Annotated in this window: 8 protein-coding genes; 4 read left to right on the plus strand and 4 right to left on the minus strand. The window is 70.0% G+C overall.

Features of this window, described 5'->3' with window-relative positions; all coding sequences use genetic code 11:
- Positions 1–19 precede the first annotated feature (19 nt).
- Entirely contained in the window at positions 20–1,021 is a 1,002-nt protein-coding gene (locus AOM45_RS18655) for a hypothetical protein (RefSeq protein WP_030466411.1), read from the plus strand.
- Here AOM45_RS18655 and AOM45_RS18660 read toward each other — a convergent pair.
- The gene (locus AOM45_RS18660; RefSeq protein WP_030466410.1) at positions 1,018–5,082 is read right to left on the minus strand and encodes an nSTAND1 domain-containing NTPase; all 4,065 of its coding nucleotides are present in this window, start codon (positions 5,080–5,082) and stop codon (positions 1,018–1,020) included. The two genes, AOM45_RS18655 and AOM45_RS18660, sit on opposite strands and share 4 nt — an antisense overlap.
- Positions 5,064–6,455 carry an IucA/IucC family protein gene (locus AOM45_RS18665; RefSeq protein ID WP_063756990.1) on the minus strand — a complete coding sequence of 464 codons (1,392 nt, stop codon included), beginning with the start codon at positions 6,453–6,455 and terminating at the stop codon, positions 5,064–5,066. The genes AOM45_RS18660 and AOM45_RS18665 overlap by 19 nt, the downstream gene beginning before the upstream one ends.
- A gap of 23 nt (positions 6,456–6,478) precedes the next feature.
- Here AOM45_RS18665 and AOM45_RS18670 point away from each other — a divergent pair, with 23 nt between their 5' ends.
- Positions 6,479–7,912, plus strand: a complete 1,434-nt coding sequence (locus AOM45_RS18670) for an IucA/IucC family protein (RefSeq protein ID WP_201780011.1) — start codon at positions 6,479–6,481, stop codon at positions 7,910–7,912.
- On the opposite strand, the gene AOM45_RS18675 is transcribed toward AOM45_RS18670, so the two are convergent.
- Together AOM45_RS18675 and AOM45_RS18680 are read right to left on the minus strand one after the other, a co-directional pair.
- Entirely contained in the window at positions 7,909–8,739 is an 831-nt protein-coding gene (locus tag AOM45_RS18675) for a phosphoenolpyruvate hydrolase family protein (protein WP_030466407.1), read from the minus strand. The two genes, AOM45_RS18670 and AOM45_RS18675, sit on opposite strands and share 4 nt — an antisense overlap.
- A gap of 2 nt (positions 8,740–8,741) precedes the next feature.
- Positions 8,742–9,578, minus strand: coding sequence for an NAD(P)-dependent oxidoreductase (locus tag AOM45_RS18680; RefSeq protein WP_030466406.1), 837 nt, complete (start codon positions 9,576–9,578; stop codon positions 8,742–8,744).
- A gap of 319 nt (positions 9,579–9,897) precedes the next feature.
- On the opposite strand from AOM45_RS18680, the gene AOM45_RS18685 reads away from it, so the two are divergent.
- A complete protein-coding gene (locus AOM45_RS18685; RefSeq protein ID WP_236703738.1) occupies positions 9,898–11,613 on the plus strand; it encodes a non-ribosomal peptide synthetase in 1,716 nt (571 codons plus the stop codon).
- 89 nt (positions 11,614–11,702) lie between these two features.
- Positions 11,703–15,911 carry a non-ribosomal peptide synthetase gene (locus AOM45_RS18690; RefSeq protein ID WP_035909534.1) on the plus strand — a complete coding sequence of 1,403 codons (4,209 nt, stop codon included), beginning with the start codon at positions 11,703–11,705 and terminating at the stop codon, positions 15,909–15,911.

The raw sequence follows: 15,911 nt of genomic DNA on the forward strand, positions 1-15,911 counted from the left end.
TCCTCGCCGAGATGGAGCCATGACGACGTCCGCCGAGTGGCTCGAAGTCCGCGCGCACCTGCTGGAGCACCGCCACGCCCTGGCCCTGAAGGCGGTGTCGGAGTACCCGTCGCTGCCCAAGGTCGCGGGCACACCGTTGCTCACGTCCCCCGGCTGGATGCCGTCCTCGCCCGTTCCGCTGGCCGACCTCTCCCTGGAACTGAGCCGCTCGCCTGCCTTCTCACCGGACCGCGGGGCGTTGCTCCCCGACGGCTTCGGCAGCTACTCCGAGGCGATGGCCGCGCTCGCCGCACCGGCCGTGTTCCAGAACCGCGAGACCTACCGCCTGCTCGGCTTCACCGGCCGGCACCTCACGTTCGGCCTCGGCACCTACTTCGACGGCATCGACGTGGGCGAGGCCTGCGCCCACGAGTACGCGGCCCTGTCGGCGGGCCGGATCTCCTCGCTGCCGCTGCGGTCGTCCATCGGCGATCCCTGCGATCTGGGTGCACGCCCGGTCAACGTCGCCATCAGCACGCTGACCATCCGCCACGATTCCTCCGGCTCGACGTTCTTCCTGCACTGGCGCGACCCGAAGCGCGTCGGCCACGCGGGAGGGATGTACCAGGTGCTGCCCGTCGGAGTCTTCCAGGGCGCGCAGGACAGCGACTTCTCGTTGTGGCACTGCATGATCCGCGAGTTCGCCGAGGAACTGCTGGGCGTCCCGGAGATCCACACGCCGGACTACGACACCTGGCCTTTTGCTTGTGAGCTGACTGCGGCAGCACGGGTGTACTACCTCGGCATGGGCGTGGACCCGCTGACGTTCGCCACCGACATGCTCACCGTCGCGGTGTTCGAGGCATCGAGGTTCGACGCGCTGTTCGGGGATCTGGTGTCGCACAACGACGAAGGCCGTGTGCTGGAAGGACTTCCGTTCACCGCCTCGAACGTCGAGCGGTTCGTGCACCACGAACCTACTCAGGCGGCGGGGGCGGCGCTGCTGTCGCTGGCGTGGCAGCACCGCGATGTGTTGCTTTAGGCCACCGCACAGATCTGCCGCCGGTCGAAGTTGGGACCGACGTGCCGCGTCCACTCCTCCTCGTTGAGCTCACGCCGTGCGCGGGCACACGCCTCGTCGGTGAGGTGCTCGCGCAGGTGGTGCAGCCGCGACAGGTCCCACAACACCACCTCCCCGGACTTCGAGCCGGTGGCCAGCATCCGGCCGTTCCTGCTCAGTGCGACGGCGGTCGGTTTGTCCGTGGTCAGCGGCGTGCCGATGCGGTAGGGGTGGGCGGGATCCTCGACGTTCCACAGCGTCACGCCGTCCTGGGCGTCGGCCACGACGAGCGTCTTGCCGTCGCCGCTGAGGGCCATGGACACCACGTCGAGTCCGGCGCCCAGCTGGGAGCCGTACCGGCGGGGCTGCCACGCGCTGGACACGTCCCAGATCAACACGTCGTCCCCGCCGGTGAACAGCGTCCTGCCGTCAGGGCTGAAGATCATGACTTGCGCGAAGTGGTCGTTCATCGGGTGTTCGAGCAGCCGGACGTTGTCCGGGGAGGAGATGTCGCGGATCACCACGCCGCCACGGCCGTGGCTCGCGATCGCGCGCTGGTCCGGGCGGAACGCCACCATGCTCTGGTGGTCGGAGCGGTCCGTCAGGGCATGACCGGTCTTGCGCGGTCGAGCCGTGTCGCTGACGTCCCACCGGGTCAGGGAGACGTTCCGGTCGGCACTCCACAACGTCTTGCCGTCCGCGGAGAAGCTGAGACCGACCACCTGCTCCTGCCCCTCGGCCAGTGGCGTGCCGAGGCGTTTCGGAACGACGGAATCGCTCATGTCCCACAGCGTCACCTTGCCGACCTTGGGGCCGAAGGCGTCCGGGCTGCCGCCACTCGCGGCCAGCACGAAGCCGTCCGGCCTGAAGGCGATCGACGTGATCACCGGGCCGACGTCGAGCTGTCCCGGACCGCGTGGCCGGTCGGGCGCGGAGATGTCCCACACCCGGCCGATGCCGATTTCCGGTGACGACACCAGGGTTCTGCCGCCCGGTCCGAAGGCGAGGGTTCGGACCGCGGCGTCGTGGTTGAGCTGCGGCAGGTTCCAGTGGACCGGCACGGAGGGGTTGTGCGGAGTCCACAGGACGATCGTGTTGTCCGCGCTCGCCGACGCCATCGTGCCGTTCTTGGCGAACGCCACTGCGTGCACGTCGTTGGTGTGGTCGGTCATCAGGTCGCTCGAACGGCGTGGCGCCGCCGGGTTCGTCATGTCCCAGACCGCCACCGTTTGGTCGAAACTCGCCGTGGCCATCGTGCGCCCGTCCTGACTGAACGCGACGTCGCGCAGCCCGGCCGTGTGTCCAGTCGGCGGTGAGCTGATCTGCGCCGGCCGGGACGGATCCGTGAAGTCCCACAGGTCGAGCCTGCTCGCGCTGCTCCCGATGTCGCCGTGCGCCAGAGCGAGAATCGGCCGGTCGGGAGCGAAGGCCAGCGCCGCGACCGTGTCGGTGCTGGACGCGGTGTACACCACCCGAGGAGTGGACGGCGTGCTGATGTCCCACACGTTTCTCGTGCTCGCCCGGCCACCAGTGCCCGCGAGGAGCTTGCCGTCGTGGCTGAACGCCACGTCGCCGTAGGTGCCGTTGTGCTCGAGCAGAAGGCCGCCGAGCTGTGCGGGGTGGTCGGGGTCGGTGACGTCCCACAACGTGATCGCGCTGCCGTGGGTGCTGGCGAGCAGCTTCCCGTCCGGGCTGAACGCCACGCCCAGCGAGTCCGTGATCGTGTGGCGGGTCGAGGGTGCGGGGATCGTGCTCCGCTTGCGCGGGTGGCCCAGGTCGTCCACCTGCCAGAGGATCACCTCCTTCTGGCTGGCGGTGGCCAGGAGGTGCCCGTCCCGGGAGAACTCCGCGCCCTGCACCCACGTGGTGTGCTCGGTGATCGGCTGGCCCAACGCTCTGGGGTGCAGAGGGTCGGACGCGTCCCACAGGCGAACCGTGTGGTCCTCGCCGTCGCCCGACACGAGGGTGCGGCCGTCCGGGCTGAAGGCGACGGTGAAGACCGAGCTGGTGTGGCCGGTGATGATCGTGGCGTAGTTGTTCATGGTCAGGGTGTGCAGCAGATCCGCTTCCGTTTCCCGGGAAGGCGCGATGCTGTGCGCGGCCAGGGTGAGGCGGAGCGCGAGCTGCGGGTCGGCGGAACGGACACCGTCGGCGCGGGCGATCAGCTCCCGCACGATGGCGGCGTCGCGTTCGCTCTGGGCGGTTCTCGCGTTCACCACGGCGATGACCGCGGCGACGAGCGCCATCACCGAGAAGGCCGTGAGCACGGAGACGGTCCGCCTGCGCCTGCGCCGGTCCCGCCGCCGGCGGTGATCTCGCCGGTCCCTGGTGGCGTCGAGGAACTCGCGGCCGTTCGCGTCGACCAGATCGTCCTCAGCGGACAGGTCGAGGACCGTCGCGGTGTAGCGCTCGTCGTCCCACAGGTAGCGCTCGGCGCGGTCCGCCGCGATCCACTCCTGGGCGGCCTGCTCGACGGACTGGACCGTGCGCAACGCCTTGCTGTGCCGGGCGATCGAGTCCGCCAGCGGACGCCACGCCGTGAGCAGCGCCTCGTGCGTGAACCTGACCAGGAGGCCCTGGTCGTCCGTCGTGAGCAGACGGCGCCTGGCGAACACGTCGACGACCGTCTGCATCTGCCATCCCAGGCCGGTGAGCGGCACCGAACGGCGCACCAGCCGGCCGCTCGCGTCCATGCTCGCCAGTCGCACCAGACCTGTCAGCACGTCTTCCTCGGAGAGGGCGGCGAGCACCTGGGCCTCCCGCAGCGCTCTGTCCGCGTGCGCCGCGAGCACGGCGTGCAGGCCGGAGAGCTCCTGGTAGCCGTTCTTCGCACCCAGCTCGTCGTAGGCCTCGATGGTGAGGCCGGCACCGCGCGGCTTCTTGTCGGCCAGCTGGTGCAGAGCGAAAGCGAGCAGCGGCAACGCCTCGCTGGTGTCCGTGTCGGCGATCAGCCGTGCGGAGAGCTCGGGTTCGAGGCGCAAGCCCGCGATCCGCGCGGGTTCCTCGATGGCGATCCGCAGCATGTCCTTGGCCAGCGGGCCGAGCAGCTCGTGCCCGATCGCCTCGGCGGACAGCCCCGGCAGCGCGGCGAGGTCGTCGAGGTACTCGGAACGCACGGTCACGACGACGCGGACCGGTCCCGCGATCGCTTCCGTCAGCAGTTCCGCCAGAGCGGTGCGGTCCTCGACGTCCGCGGAGGGCGCGAACAGCTCCTCCGCCTGGTCGATCGCGACCAGCACGCGACTGCCGGTGCCCTGGGCGATCAGCAGCGCGTCCGCGAGCTCGCGCAGACCCCGGAGCTGTGCGAGCTTCTCCCGCACGTCCCAGGGAAACCAGGTGAGCCCGTGACGTTTCGCCGTCTCGCTGAGCGCCTTCGCGAGCGAGTACCTGGCATCGCCCTCCGGCGACCACGGTTCCACGACCAGCCAGCCGGGATCAGTCCCCATGGCGGGGAGAAGTCCCGCTCGCAGCAACGACGACTTCCCGCACCCCGATGAACCGGTGATCGCGAGGACGGCGCGGCCGTCGTCCGCCCGCACCTGCGCCGCGAGCTTGCGCACCTCGGCGGCACGCCCGAAGAAGAGGCTGCTCCGTGCCGCCGTGAACGGGGCCATGCCGGGATAGGGGTTGTCGCCGTCACGCCACTCCGGCAGTCCGCGCGAGTCGAGCCGTCGCACCCTAGTGAGCACCTGCTCACGTGCGAGTGCCGGATCGTCGCTGGTGTACTGCTGCCGCTCGATCAGCTGGTGGGTGACGCCCTTCTCGGCGAGCAACGGGATCAGCAGGCAGCCGCGCGAGTCCGCGATCGCGACCTCTGCCGTGCACCACGTCGAGCGGACGTAGGCGCCGGACAGCACGCAGATGACGGCGTCCACGCGGTTCAGCTCGTGGTACAGCTTCAGCTTCCAGTCCTCGCCGACCGGAATCCCGTCACGCACGTCCCGGTCGAAGAACACCTCGTGGCCGTCTTCGGTCAGCCAGTCGAACACCGAGCTCGCAAGCTCGAAGTCAGGGGTCGCGTAGCTCAGGAAAAGCCGGGCCATGGCGTCGGGCTCTCTCCAATGAACGGGTTGGGCGTGTGCGCCCACTCCGTTGTCTTCGGATCAAGCCGCATCAGCGTTAGCGGTTTGGCTGGAAACGGGTCGTGCAGCAGCGCGTGCCGGTCCGGCGTGTCCGGCACGGTCTTCGCCACCACGTCCCAGAGTTCGGCGGCGGGCGCGTCGAGCGCAGAGACCAACCCGGTCAGCGCCGTCGCGAAGAACGTGGCGAACGTCTTGGCGCGCAAGGCTTCCCGGTCGGCGTGCAGTCGTGCTGGAAGGTCCGCGCGAGGACTGACGCGGATATCCGCCAGGTCGCGGTAGATCAGCCGGCGCGGTCTGCCGTTCACCAGGCCCACCAGCAGGTTCTGCTCGTGCGCCTCCAACGCCACGCCGCGGGCGAGCAGGGTCATCAGCGGTGGCACGGCCAGTTCCGCGAACTCCGCCAGCCACGTCACCGGGTCGCCCAGCGAGCGGATCGGCGGAGGGTCGCCAGCGGTCAACGCGGCCAGTGGAAGCAGGGTTTCGCCGTCGAGCGGCACGGGCTTGTCGCGCAGGATCACGCCCAGCGCGCGGTTCGGTTCGCCGTCGGTGAGAACCGCCGCCGAGGCCCTGTTGTGCTGGAGTTCAAGGCCCTCGACGACGTCGGAGAGGAAGTCGGAGACCGTCACGGCGGTGGCGATCGAGTTGCCGGAGATGTCCCGCACGGCCGAGGTGATCTGTGCGCTCAGCGTCGTCTTGACGTGCCAGGCGCCTGCCGACAGCGTTCGCAGGGCCATCAGCGGGTGTGCGGGCAAGGTCCCCGCGCCGGTCACGTTCAGGCGGTCGGCCTGCCACGGGTGCACCGGGAGGAGGATCGACGGGCCGTCGCGCAGTTCTGCCGGCCAGTCGCCGAAGACCACGTGGTCGCGGGTCGGGTGCAGGCGCAGCGCGACCACCGGGCGGTGTTCCGGGCCGTACGCGAGGTGGTCGTGGGCGGTGAAGCCGGTGCGGTTGCGGCAGCACGGGTGCAGCGGATGGCCGTCGACCACGCTCTGCTCGTGCTCCTCGAGCGACCTTTCGAGGAATGGAGTCGTGAGCGGGCTCGTTGTGCGGGACAGCGCCAGTCCGGCCACGCTGTGGGCCACTTCGGCGATGAGGTTCGCGGAGTGCGGCCAGCGTTGTGCGGTGAGGAGGTCGACCGGGTGGAGGTGCTCGTCCGGATCGGCGTTGACCTGCGGCAACGGCTCGATCGCGAACGCCCGGCGCAGGCGCGCCGAAATCGCCGCGCGGGCTTCCGGCAGTGCCGCGAGAAATCGTTCGGCACGGTCGGCTGGAAGTGCGGCGGCGAATTCGGACTCGACCCGCGTTTGCGTCAGAATGACCAGATCCTGACACATCGCCCTCAGGGAAGCGGACACCGGTGGAAGCGATCACTGACCCCGACGGCATCACCTCGACCGCCCTGCTCAACTGCCTGCGGCGCGAGGTGGGGGAGCCGGGGCCCGGCGGCACGATCCGGTTGCCCCGCGCCGGCGTTCTGCTGCGGGCGCGGGAGGGGCGCTGGCTCTCGGACCCCGAGGTGTTCTCCGGGACGTGGCAACCGGTGTCGTGGCACGAGCTCGCGGTGTTGGTGACCAAGGAGCTCGGTGACCCGCCGGTCGGGTTCCTCGACGAGATCGCTGGGTCGCGGTCGGCGATCGCCGCCGTCCTCGACGCCCGGCCCGCGCCGCCCGACGACCTCTACCAGCGCTCCGAGCAGGCGTTGATCGCCGGTCACCGCTACCACCCGGCGCCGAAGGGGCGCGGGGGCGTGCCCGCCTCCGAGTGGCTCCCGTACGCGCCCGAGGTGCACGCGCGGTTCTCGCTGGCGCAGTTGGAAGGGGAGTTCGCCGACGACGGCGAGGTGCCGCTGCCCGCGGGGATCCTGCCCGCGCACCCGTGGCAGCTCTCGTTGCTGGGAACGACCGGGACCTCGACCGGTCCCGAGGTCTGGCCGACGTCCTCGGTGCGCACGGTGTACGACCCGGCGGCGGACCTGTTCTACAAGTTCAGCCTCGACGTGCAGATCACCAACGACGTGCGCCGGCTCTGGACGCACGACCTGCGCTGGATCCCGCCGCTCGCGCGCCTGCTGAGACCGGTGTTCGACGACATCGCCTCGGCGTACCCCGGCACCGCGTTCCTGATCGACCGCGGTTATCGGACGTCACCGGATTCCTTTGAGGGACTTGCCGTCGTGGTGCGGGACGGCATCAGGCAGCACGTGCTGCCCGGCGTGACCCCGTTGCTGGCGGCCGGAATCAGCGAAGGGTTCGACGGGAACCCGTTGGACGGCCTGGATCGCGACGACGCGCTGCGGTGGTTCCGGCAGTACGTCTCCGTTGTCGTCCCTCCTGTGCTGCACGCGTTCTTCGCGCACGGCGTCGTGATGGAGTGCCACCTGCAGAACGTTCTTGTCGGAGTGGACGCCGAGGGGATGCCGGTCCAGGCGATCTTCCGCGACCCGGAGGGAATGCGGTTGCTGCCGCGCCACGCCCGGTTGCTGTCCGAAGTGGACGGAGAGGGCGGCTCGCGCGGGGTGTCCGAGGCGAAGGGCTGGGAGCGGCTCCAGTACTGCCTCGTCGTCAACCACCTCATCGAGATCGCGGGCGCCGTGCTGGACCGGCACCCCGGTCTGGACGTGTGGGCGGAAGCGCGGAGCGTCTTCCGCTCGTACGGATCGTTCACCCTGCTGAACTCGTTGCTGGAGAGCCCGTCGGTGCCCGCGAAGGCGAACCTCCTGCTGCGCTGGACCCGTGCGGAGGGTGCGGCGGGCGTCTACGTCGACTGCCCGAACCCGTTGTACAGGCGCTAGTTCGCCTCGATCGAGGTGAACCTCCGCGTCTGGCCGGTGATCGCGGTCTCGACCGGGGTGCGTTCGAGCGACGAGGCCCCGTAGAACCCGTGCACGCCGGTCGTGTGCTTGAGGACGTGGGCGACGTCCTCCGGCTCGGCGAGCGGGCCGCCGTGGCACAGCACCAGAACGTCGTCGCGGACCGCGTGTGCCGCGCCGGCCCACTCCTGCAGGAGCGCCACGCTCTCGTCCAGCGTCGGACCGCCGACGGCGCCGATCGTGCCGCCGACCGTGAGACCGAGGTGGCAGACGACGACGTCGGCGCCCGCCTCGGCCATCGCCGCGGCGTCCTGCGCGGAGAACACGTACGGGGCGGTGACGAGGTCGAGGCGGCGGGCCGTCGCGATCATCTCCACCTCCACGCCGTAGCCCATGCCGGTGGCTTCGAGGTTGGCGCGGAAGTTCCCGTCGATCAGCCCGACCGTGGGGAAGTTCTGCACACCGGCGAAACCGAGCCGTGCGAGCTCCGGCAGGAAGACCTCCGGCGAGTAGAACGGGTCGGTGGCGTTCACACCGGCCAGGACCGGCGTGCGCGTCACGACCGGCAGGATCTCCCTGGCCATGTCGACCACGACCTCGTTGGCGTTCCCGTACGCCAGCAGGCCCGCGAGCGATCCGCGGCCCGCCGTCCGGTAGCGCCCGGAGTTGAAGACGGTGAGCAGGTCGATGCCCCCGGTCTCCTGCGACTTGGCCGACAGGCCGCTGCCCGCACCGCCGCCGATGATCGCCGCACCGCGCGATGCCTTGGCGCGCAGGCGTTCCAGCACCTGCGCGCGAGTGAAGCCCACTGTCACTTCCCGCGGACGTGGTTGAGCACGGCGCTGATGTCGTTCTCCGCCAGGCCGTCCGCTGCGGCCGCGGCCAGCTTCTCCTGGGCGCCGGCGGCCACGCCGTTCGCGACACCGCCCGCGTCGAGCACGAGCCGGAGGTCCTTCTCCGCGAGGCCCAGGGAGAACTGCGTGGAACCGGGGTTCTCGAGCTTCGCGCGCACGCGCGGGATGAGGGAGCCGACGGCGGTGCCCTCCAGCGCGGTGAGGGCGGCGTCGGTCTCGACGCCGAGGGAGTCGGCGAGCGCCAGCGCCTCGGCCACCATGACGAACGACGACCCGAGCACCAGGTTCACCAGCAGCTTCACCGACGCGCCCGCGCCGGTGGGGCCGACGTGCTTGACCTTGCCCAGCACGGCGAGCACGTCCGCGGCGTCCGCGAGGTCGGCGTCGGCCGCGCCCGCGTAGATGCCGAGCTCACCGGAGCTCGCGGCGGGCAGGCTGCCCTTCACCGGTGCGTCGATCAGGCGGACGCCGTCGGGGAGGGTCTCCTTGAGCTCCGCGACGGCTTGCGGGCCGATCGTGGACATCTCGACGACGATCGTGCCGGGCTTCAACGCCTCCACCGCGTTCGCGTACACCTCGCGCACGGCGTCGGGGCCGAACAGCATGGAGATGACGAGCTCCGCGCCCGCCACGGCCTCCGCGGGCGTGCCGGCCGCGGTTGCACCCGCTTCGACGAGCGGCGCGGTCTTGTCCGCGGTGCGGTTCCACACGGTGAGGTCATGTCCGGCTGCCACCAGTCGGGTCGCCATGAGTGCGCCCATGCGGCCGAGTCCCAGAAACGCGATGCGAGTCACGTGGCCGGACAGTACAGCAGGGGCCCTGCCGTGCTGTTGGTTTTTGCGAACCTCATATGTCGCAACGACTTCACGTTCCGTTCACTGGAATGTAGGAAGCACGTGCTCACTCCGTCACCGGCAGTCCGTGGTGGACCGGTTCTGCCGACCTATTTGTTTCCTTAATTGCCACGAACGGTCTATTGGTCGTTCACCGTCCGTTCACTAGCGTCTCTTGTCACGTGACGGTGGGGGGTCGCGCCGAGGAGGGGTGCTCGGGCCTGGGAGGGGCCGAGCGTGGGTGGTGCAACCGTCATAACTGGGCTTTCAGGGGAGAATCGTGGCGTTTCCGGACGCGCGCAGTGGCTGCTGCGTGCCCGCACTCGTCCGCGCCTGGGTTGATCAACTTCCATCCGCTGAGGCGGTGGTCGACCCGGTGTCCGGCGAATCCATTACCTATCAACAACTTTGGCACCTCTCCGGAGGGGTGGCCGCCGAGCTGGCTGAACTGGGAGTCGCTCGGGGAGAGATCGTCGCCGTCGGTGGTGGACGGTCCGTCGGCATGGTCGTGGCGATGCTGGGAATCGCTCGCGCTGGTGCCGCGTACCTCCCGTTGGACGCGCACGCGCCCGCTGAACGGCTGAGCGCGCTGCTCGAAGAGGCGGGCACGCGGTTCCTGGTCGGCGGTGGCCCGGACCTGCCGGGCGTGCGCAGGGTGGTCGTTGGCGAGGGGAAACCGTTCAACGACAACGAAATCGATCAGGACGACCCGTTCTACGTGAACTACACGTCCGGTTCGACCGGGCGTCCCAAGGGCGTCGTGGTACCGCACCGCGCGGTCGTGCGGCTCGTGTCGAACCCGGTGTTCTGCACGATCGAGCCTGGTGACCGCGTGGCGAACCAGTCCAACCCCGCCTTCGACGCGACGACGTTCGAGCTGTGGAACACGCTGACGTCGGGCGGCACCGTCGTGGTGCTGCCGTCGATCACCGAACTGCGCATCGACGACTGGATCGCGCTGGTCAGGGACTCGGGCATCGCCACGATGTTCCTGACCACGTCGTTGTTCCACCTGGTCGCGCGGGAACGGCCCGCCGCGCTGCGGGCGTTGAAGACGGTGATCGCGGGCGGCGAGCAGATGGACCTCGCCGCCACCAGGCGAGTGCTGGAGTCGGGACCGCCCGCGAGGCTCGTCAACGGGTACGGCCCGACCGAGACCACCACGTTCGCCACGTATTACGACTGCACGCTGGACTCGCTGGCGGGCCTCGACCGGGTGCCGGTCGGCTTCCCGTTGCAGGACACGACGTTGCACCTGGTCGAGGGCGAGCTGTGCATCGGCGGTCCCGGTGTCGCGCTGGGCTACCTGCACCGGCCGGAGCTCACCGCCGAACGGTTCGTGCCCGACCCGGTGTCGGGAAAGCCCATGTACCGCACCGGAGATCTCGCCAGAGAGCTGCCGAACGGTGCGCTGGAGCTGCTCGGCAGGCGGGACCGGCAGGTGAAGCTGCGCGGGTTCCGCATCGAGCTGGAGGAGATCGAGCAGGCCGTCCTCGCGACAGGGCTCGCCGACAGCGCGTTCGTGGAGAAGGTGGGGGAGGGACCGGCGGCGTCGCTCGTCGGGTTCGTCCTGCCCAGGTCCACGGTGGACGGTGCGATGATCAGCGATGCCTTGCGCGCCAAGCTTCCCGCGTACATGGTGCCCGCGCGCTGGGTCCTGCTGACCGAGCTCCCGTACGGCCCGACCGGCAAGGTCGACAGAACGAGACTTCTTTCTCAAATCTCTGCGGACTCAGTGGTATCAGAGACCGATGAAGCCGCTCCTACTGATGTGACGGAACACGTAGGGCTGATCTGGCGGGAGGTGCTGGGGGTTCCCGGCGCCGATCCGGCGGACAACTTCATCGACTCAGGCGGGAACTCGATCCTCGCGATCCAGCTGGCCTCGCGCCTGCGGGAACGACTCGCGATCGACCTCGGCCCCACCGACGTCCTGCTGGCCGACTCGCTCGCCGAACTGGCCGAGCGCGTCCGCGATGAAGTAGCCGCTCGGTAACCAACGGCTTTTCCCTTCAGCACACACCGTTCTCTCGGTCGTGTGCGGTTTCCACGCACTCTTTTTCCGACTATCACGGAGTTTCGCGAGTGACTGAGACGCATCCGCTGTCGTTCGCGCAGGAACGGCTGTGGTTCATCGACGCCGCCGCGCCTGCCGCGCCGACGTACAACGTGCCGCTGCTGCTGAGGTGGCGGCAGAAGGTCGACGTGCCCCGGCTGACCGCCGCGCTGCACGCGGTCGCCGCCAAGCACGAGGTGCTGCGGACCCGCTACGAGCTGCGTGACGGCCGTCCGGTCCAGGTCGTCGGCGAACCGGACGTGCCGCTCGAGGTCGTGTCCGATGTGGACGACGTGCGGGCCGACGCGCTGCGCAGGGCTCGTATCGGGTTCGATCTTGCTGCGGCAGCGCCGATCCGCTGCACGCTGTGGCCGGGCGACCAGGACTTGTTGCTGGTCAACGTGCACCACATCGCCATCGACGGCTGGTCGCTCGCCGCGTTCTTCGACGACCTCGCCGCGGCCTACGCCGGTGCCGCACTGCTGCCGCTCCGGTTGCAGTACAAGGACTTCGCGCGGCAGGACCGGGCCTCGTTCGACACCGCGGCGATGAAGGACCTCGTCGTGCGCAGGGTCGAGGAGCTCAGCGAGTTCCCGACCGACCTCACCCTCGGCTCGCCGCGCCCGGCCACCGGCCCGGTTCGGCCGGGTGAGCAGCACGTCTTCGCGATCCCGGACGAGCTCTGGAACCGCGTGGGCGACCTGGCGAAGTCGTTGCGCGCCACGCCGTTCGTCGTGCTGTTCGCCGCCTACCAGGCGGTGGTGCAGCGCTGGTCCGGCCGCGACGAGTTCGTCCTCGGCACGGTCACCGCGAACCGGCCGCACGCCGACGCCGAGTCGCTCGTCGGGTTCTTCGTCAACACCGTGCCGCTGCGCTGCCTGCCGCAGCCGGACCAGACGTTCGCGGCGCTGTGCAAGCAGTCCCGCGTCGAGGCGTTCAAGTCGCTGACGTACCAGGGCATCCCGTTCGACCAGCTCACGGCGAACGGTGCGCGGGGTGTGGTCGACGTCGGCTTCGCGCTGCAGAACATGCACCCGCCCAAGGCCGGCACGCCGTGGAGCACGCCGGAACTGCTGCCCACCGGAACGGCGAAGTTCGACCTGATCCTCATCGTGGAGGACGACGCCGAGGGCAGGCGCGGGCGGATCGAGTTCGCGACGGACCAGTACACGGCCGAGATGGCCGCGTGTCTGGGCGACAACTTCCTCACGCTGCTGCGGGCCGCCGTCGACGCGCCTGACACCCCGCTCGCGAAACTGCCGTTGACAACTGATGGTTCCGTTGTTCTCGGTGCGCCGCAGGATCTTGGTGGCGCCACCTCGGTGCTCGACGTCGTGGGCCGTGGGTACACATCGGACACTCCGGCGGTGAGCGTCGCGGGCGACAGCGTGTCGTGGCGCGAGCTGGACGAGTGGTCGTGGGCTCTGGCGGACCAGGTCGCCGGCGAGTTCGTGCCGGTGCTGTCCGCCCGCAGTCCCGCGCTCGTCGCCGCGTGGCTCGGCGTCCTGCGTTCCGGCGCCGCCTACGCACCGTTGAGCCTCGACACCCCCGCCGACCGCCTGGACCACGTCCTGGCCGAGCTGGGCGCCCGGATCGTGCTCGCCGACCAGGCAGGCGCGGACCTGATCGCCCGCCACGGCACGGACGTCGAGGTGGTGCGGATCGAGGACTTCCGCGGTGTTCCCGGAACTCCGCGCACGGTCGACCTGATCGGTCAGGAACCGGCCGTCGTGATCTACACGTCCGGCACGACCGGCCGCCCCAAGGGAGTGCTGGTCCCGCACAGCGGCATGCTCAACACCTGCGTGTGGTGGGCGCGCGACATCGACCTCGGCCCCGGCGACCGGGTGCTGTGCACGTGGTCGACGTCGTTCGACGGCGCGACGCACGAGGTCTTCCGCGCATTGATCGCCGGCGCGGAACTGGTGTTCGCCGACGACGTCGAACGCCGCGACCCACCGGCGCTCACCCGGTTGCTGCGCGAGGTCACCGTGACGTCGATGACGCCGAGCCTGCTGCGCGCGATCCTCGACGCCGATGAGGGCGGCCCGACTTCCCTGCGCACGCTGTACGTGGGCGGTGAAGGACTGCCGACCACGCTCGCCGAGGAGTGCACGCGCCGCTGGGGCGTGCCGATGCGCAACATCTACGGCCCCACCGAGGCCAGCTGCATCAGCACGTTCGCCCCGGTCTCGCTCGACGGCCGCCCGCCCGCCATCGGTGTGCCGGTGCCGAACACCCGCGCGTACGTTCTGGGGCCGCGGCAGGAGGAACTGCCTGTCGGCGTGCCCGGCGAGCTGTGCGTCGCGGGCGCCGGGGTGGCGCTGGGCTACCTCGGTCAGCCGGAACGGACTGAGGCCGCGTTCCTCCTCGACCCCGCCGGTGGCCGGATGTACCGCACGGGTGACCGCGTTGTGTTGCGGGACGGGCAGATCGAGTACCTCGGTCGGGTCGACGACCAGGTGAAGGTGCTCGGCAACCGGATCGAGCTGGGTGAGGTCCGCAAGCTCCTGGAGGACCAGCCGTCGGTGAAGACGGCGGCGGTGAAGGCGGAGGGGACGCCGCTGAGGTTGGTGGCGTGGGTGGAGCTGAACGGCGAACTCCCGAACCGGGACGAGCTGCTCAAGCCCCTTCTCCGCTGGGTTCCCGCCGCCGTCCTCCCTTCCGAGGTCTACGTGGTCGACGCCATCCCCATGACCGGCAACGACAAGATGGACTTCACCGCGCTCGACGAGATGCGCGGCACCAAGCTGCCGGACGCCGTCCGCGGCACCGTCGAGCTCACCCCGGACCAGCGCCGCGCGGCCGAGCTGTTCGCGCAGGCTCTGGAGCGGGACGCCGACGAGCTCCCACCGGACGGCGACTTCTTCACCCTCGGCGGCCACTCGCTGCTCGCCGTGAAGATGCTCGCCGACACCCCGGTGGCGTTGCGGGACTTCCTGGCCGACCCGACCGTGGCCGGCCTCGGCGCGTTGCTGGGCAACGAAGCCGGCGACGACGTCGAGGTCGTCGGTGACGAGCACCCGGCGACCTCGGTGCAGCAACGGTTCTGGTTCATCGACAAGGTGTCGGCGTTGCGCACCGCCTACCTGGCACCGGTCCTGGCCGAGTTCACCGGCGTGGTCGACGTCGAACGCCTGCGCAAGGCCACCGAACTGGTGCTCGGCCGGCATCCCGCGCTCCGCTCGCGGTTCACGTTGAACGCCAAGCAGCGCAAGGTGTTCTACCGCACCGACGGCAGCGCGCCGGAGGTGCACGTGACCGACGCGGGAGACTGGCCGGAAGCCGACCTGGCCGAGCACCTCGCCCAGGTGTGCTGGACGCCGTTCGACCTCGCCACCGAGGCCCCGGCCTACGGCGAGATCGTCACGACGAAGGACCGCACGCTGCTCGTCCTCGTCACCCACCACATCGTCGCCGACGGGTGGTCGCACCAGGTGCTGGCCGAGCAGATCTCCCAGGCCTACCAGGGCGAAGATCTCGCCGAACCAGTCCACCCTGCGGCCGTCACGACGGCCGAGACGAGCGCGGACGAGATCATCGCGAGCCTCAGGAACGCCCCGACGGACATCGAGCTGCCGCACGACCGTTCGCGCGGCGCGGTGCAGGAGACCGCGGGGCGGACCCGCACCACCACGTTGCCCGCGGACGTCACCGCGACGCTGCGGGACCTGGGCAGCACGACGTTCATGACGGTGGCCGCGGTGCTGGCGGTCGCACTCGCCCGGCGCGGCACGCAGCGGGACTTCCTGTTCGCGTTCCCGTGGGCGGGCAGGGACAAGGCGCAGGACGCCGTCGGCATGTTCGTGAACACGCTGGTGCTGCGCGTCGACCTGCGCGACGAGCCGACGTGGCGCCAGCTGCTGGACCGGGTGCGTGAGCACAGCACCACCTGCTACCGCAACGCCGACGTGCCGTTCGACGCGATCGCCGCGGCGCTGCACCCCGGACGCGACCTCAGCAGGCCCGCCGTCACGCCCGTGTACGTGACCGCGCTGCCCGGCCACGCGGCCCCGCCGGACCTCGGCGTGCCCGCGCGGTACCTGACACCGGAACCGTTGCACATCAAGTACGAGGTCGAACTCACGGCCACAGACGCAGACGAACTGGAACTGTCGCTGGCCTACGCGACGGCGCTGTTCGAGCAATCCACTGTGGACGATCTACTCGCGTCGCTGGTCACCGCCGCGACCGACCTGGCCATCGATCCCGATGCGCCCGCACTGAAGGAGATCTGA

The organism is Lentzea aerocolonigenes, from assembly GCF_000974445.1.
GTDB lineage: Bacteria > Actinomycetota > Actinomycetes > Mycobacteriales > Pseudonocardiaceae > Lentzea > Lentzea aerocolonigenes.

Excerpts from the sequence above, each read along its gene's own strand:
- AOM45_RS18660 (WP_030466410.1), bottom strand. The coding sequence starts at position 5,082 with ATGGCCCGGCTTTTCCTGAGCTACGCGACCCCTGACTTCGAGCTTGCG.
- AOM45_RS18655 (WP_030466411.1), top strand. The coding sequence starts at position 20 with ATGACGACGTCCGCCGAGTGGCTCGAAGTCCGCGCGCACCTGCTGGAG.
- AOM45_RS18665 (WP_063756990.1), bottom strand. The coding sequence starts at position 6,455 with ATGTGTCAGGATCTGGTCATTCTGACGCAAACGCGGGTCGAGTCCGAA.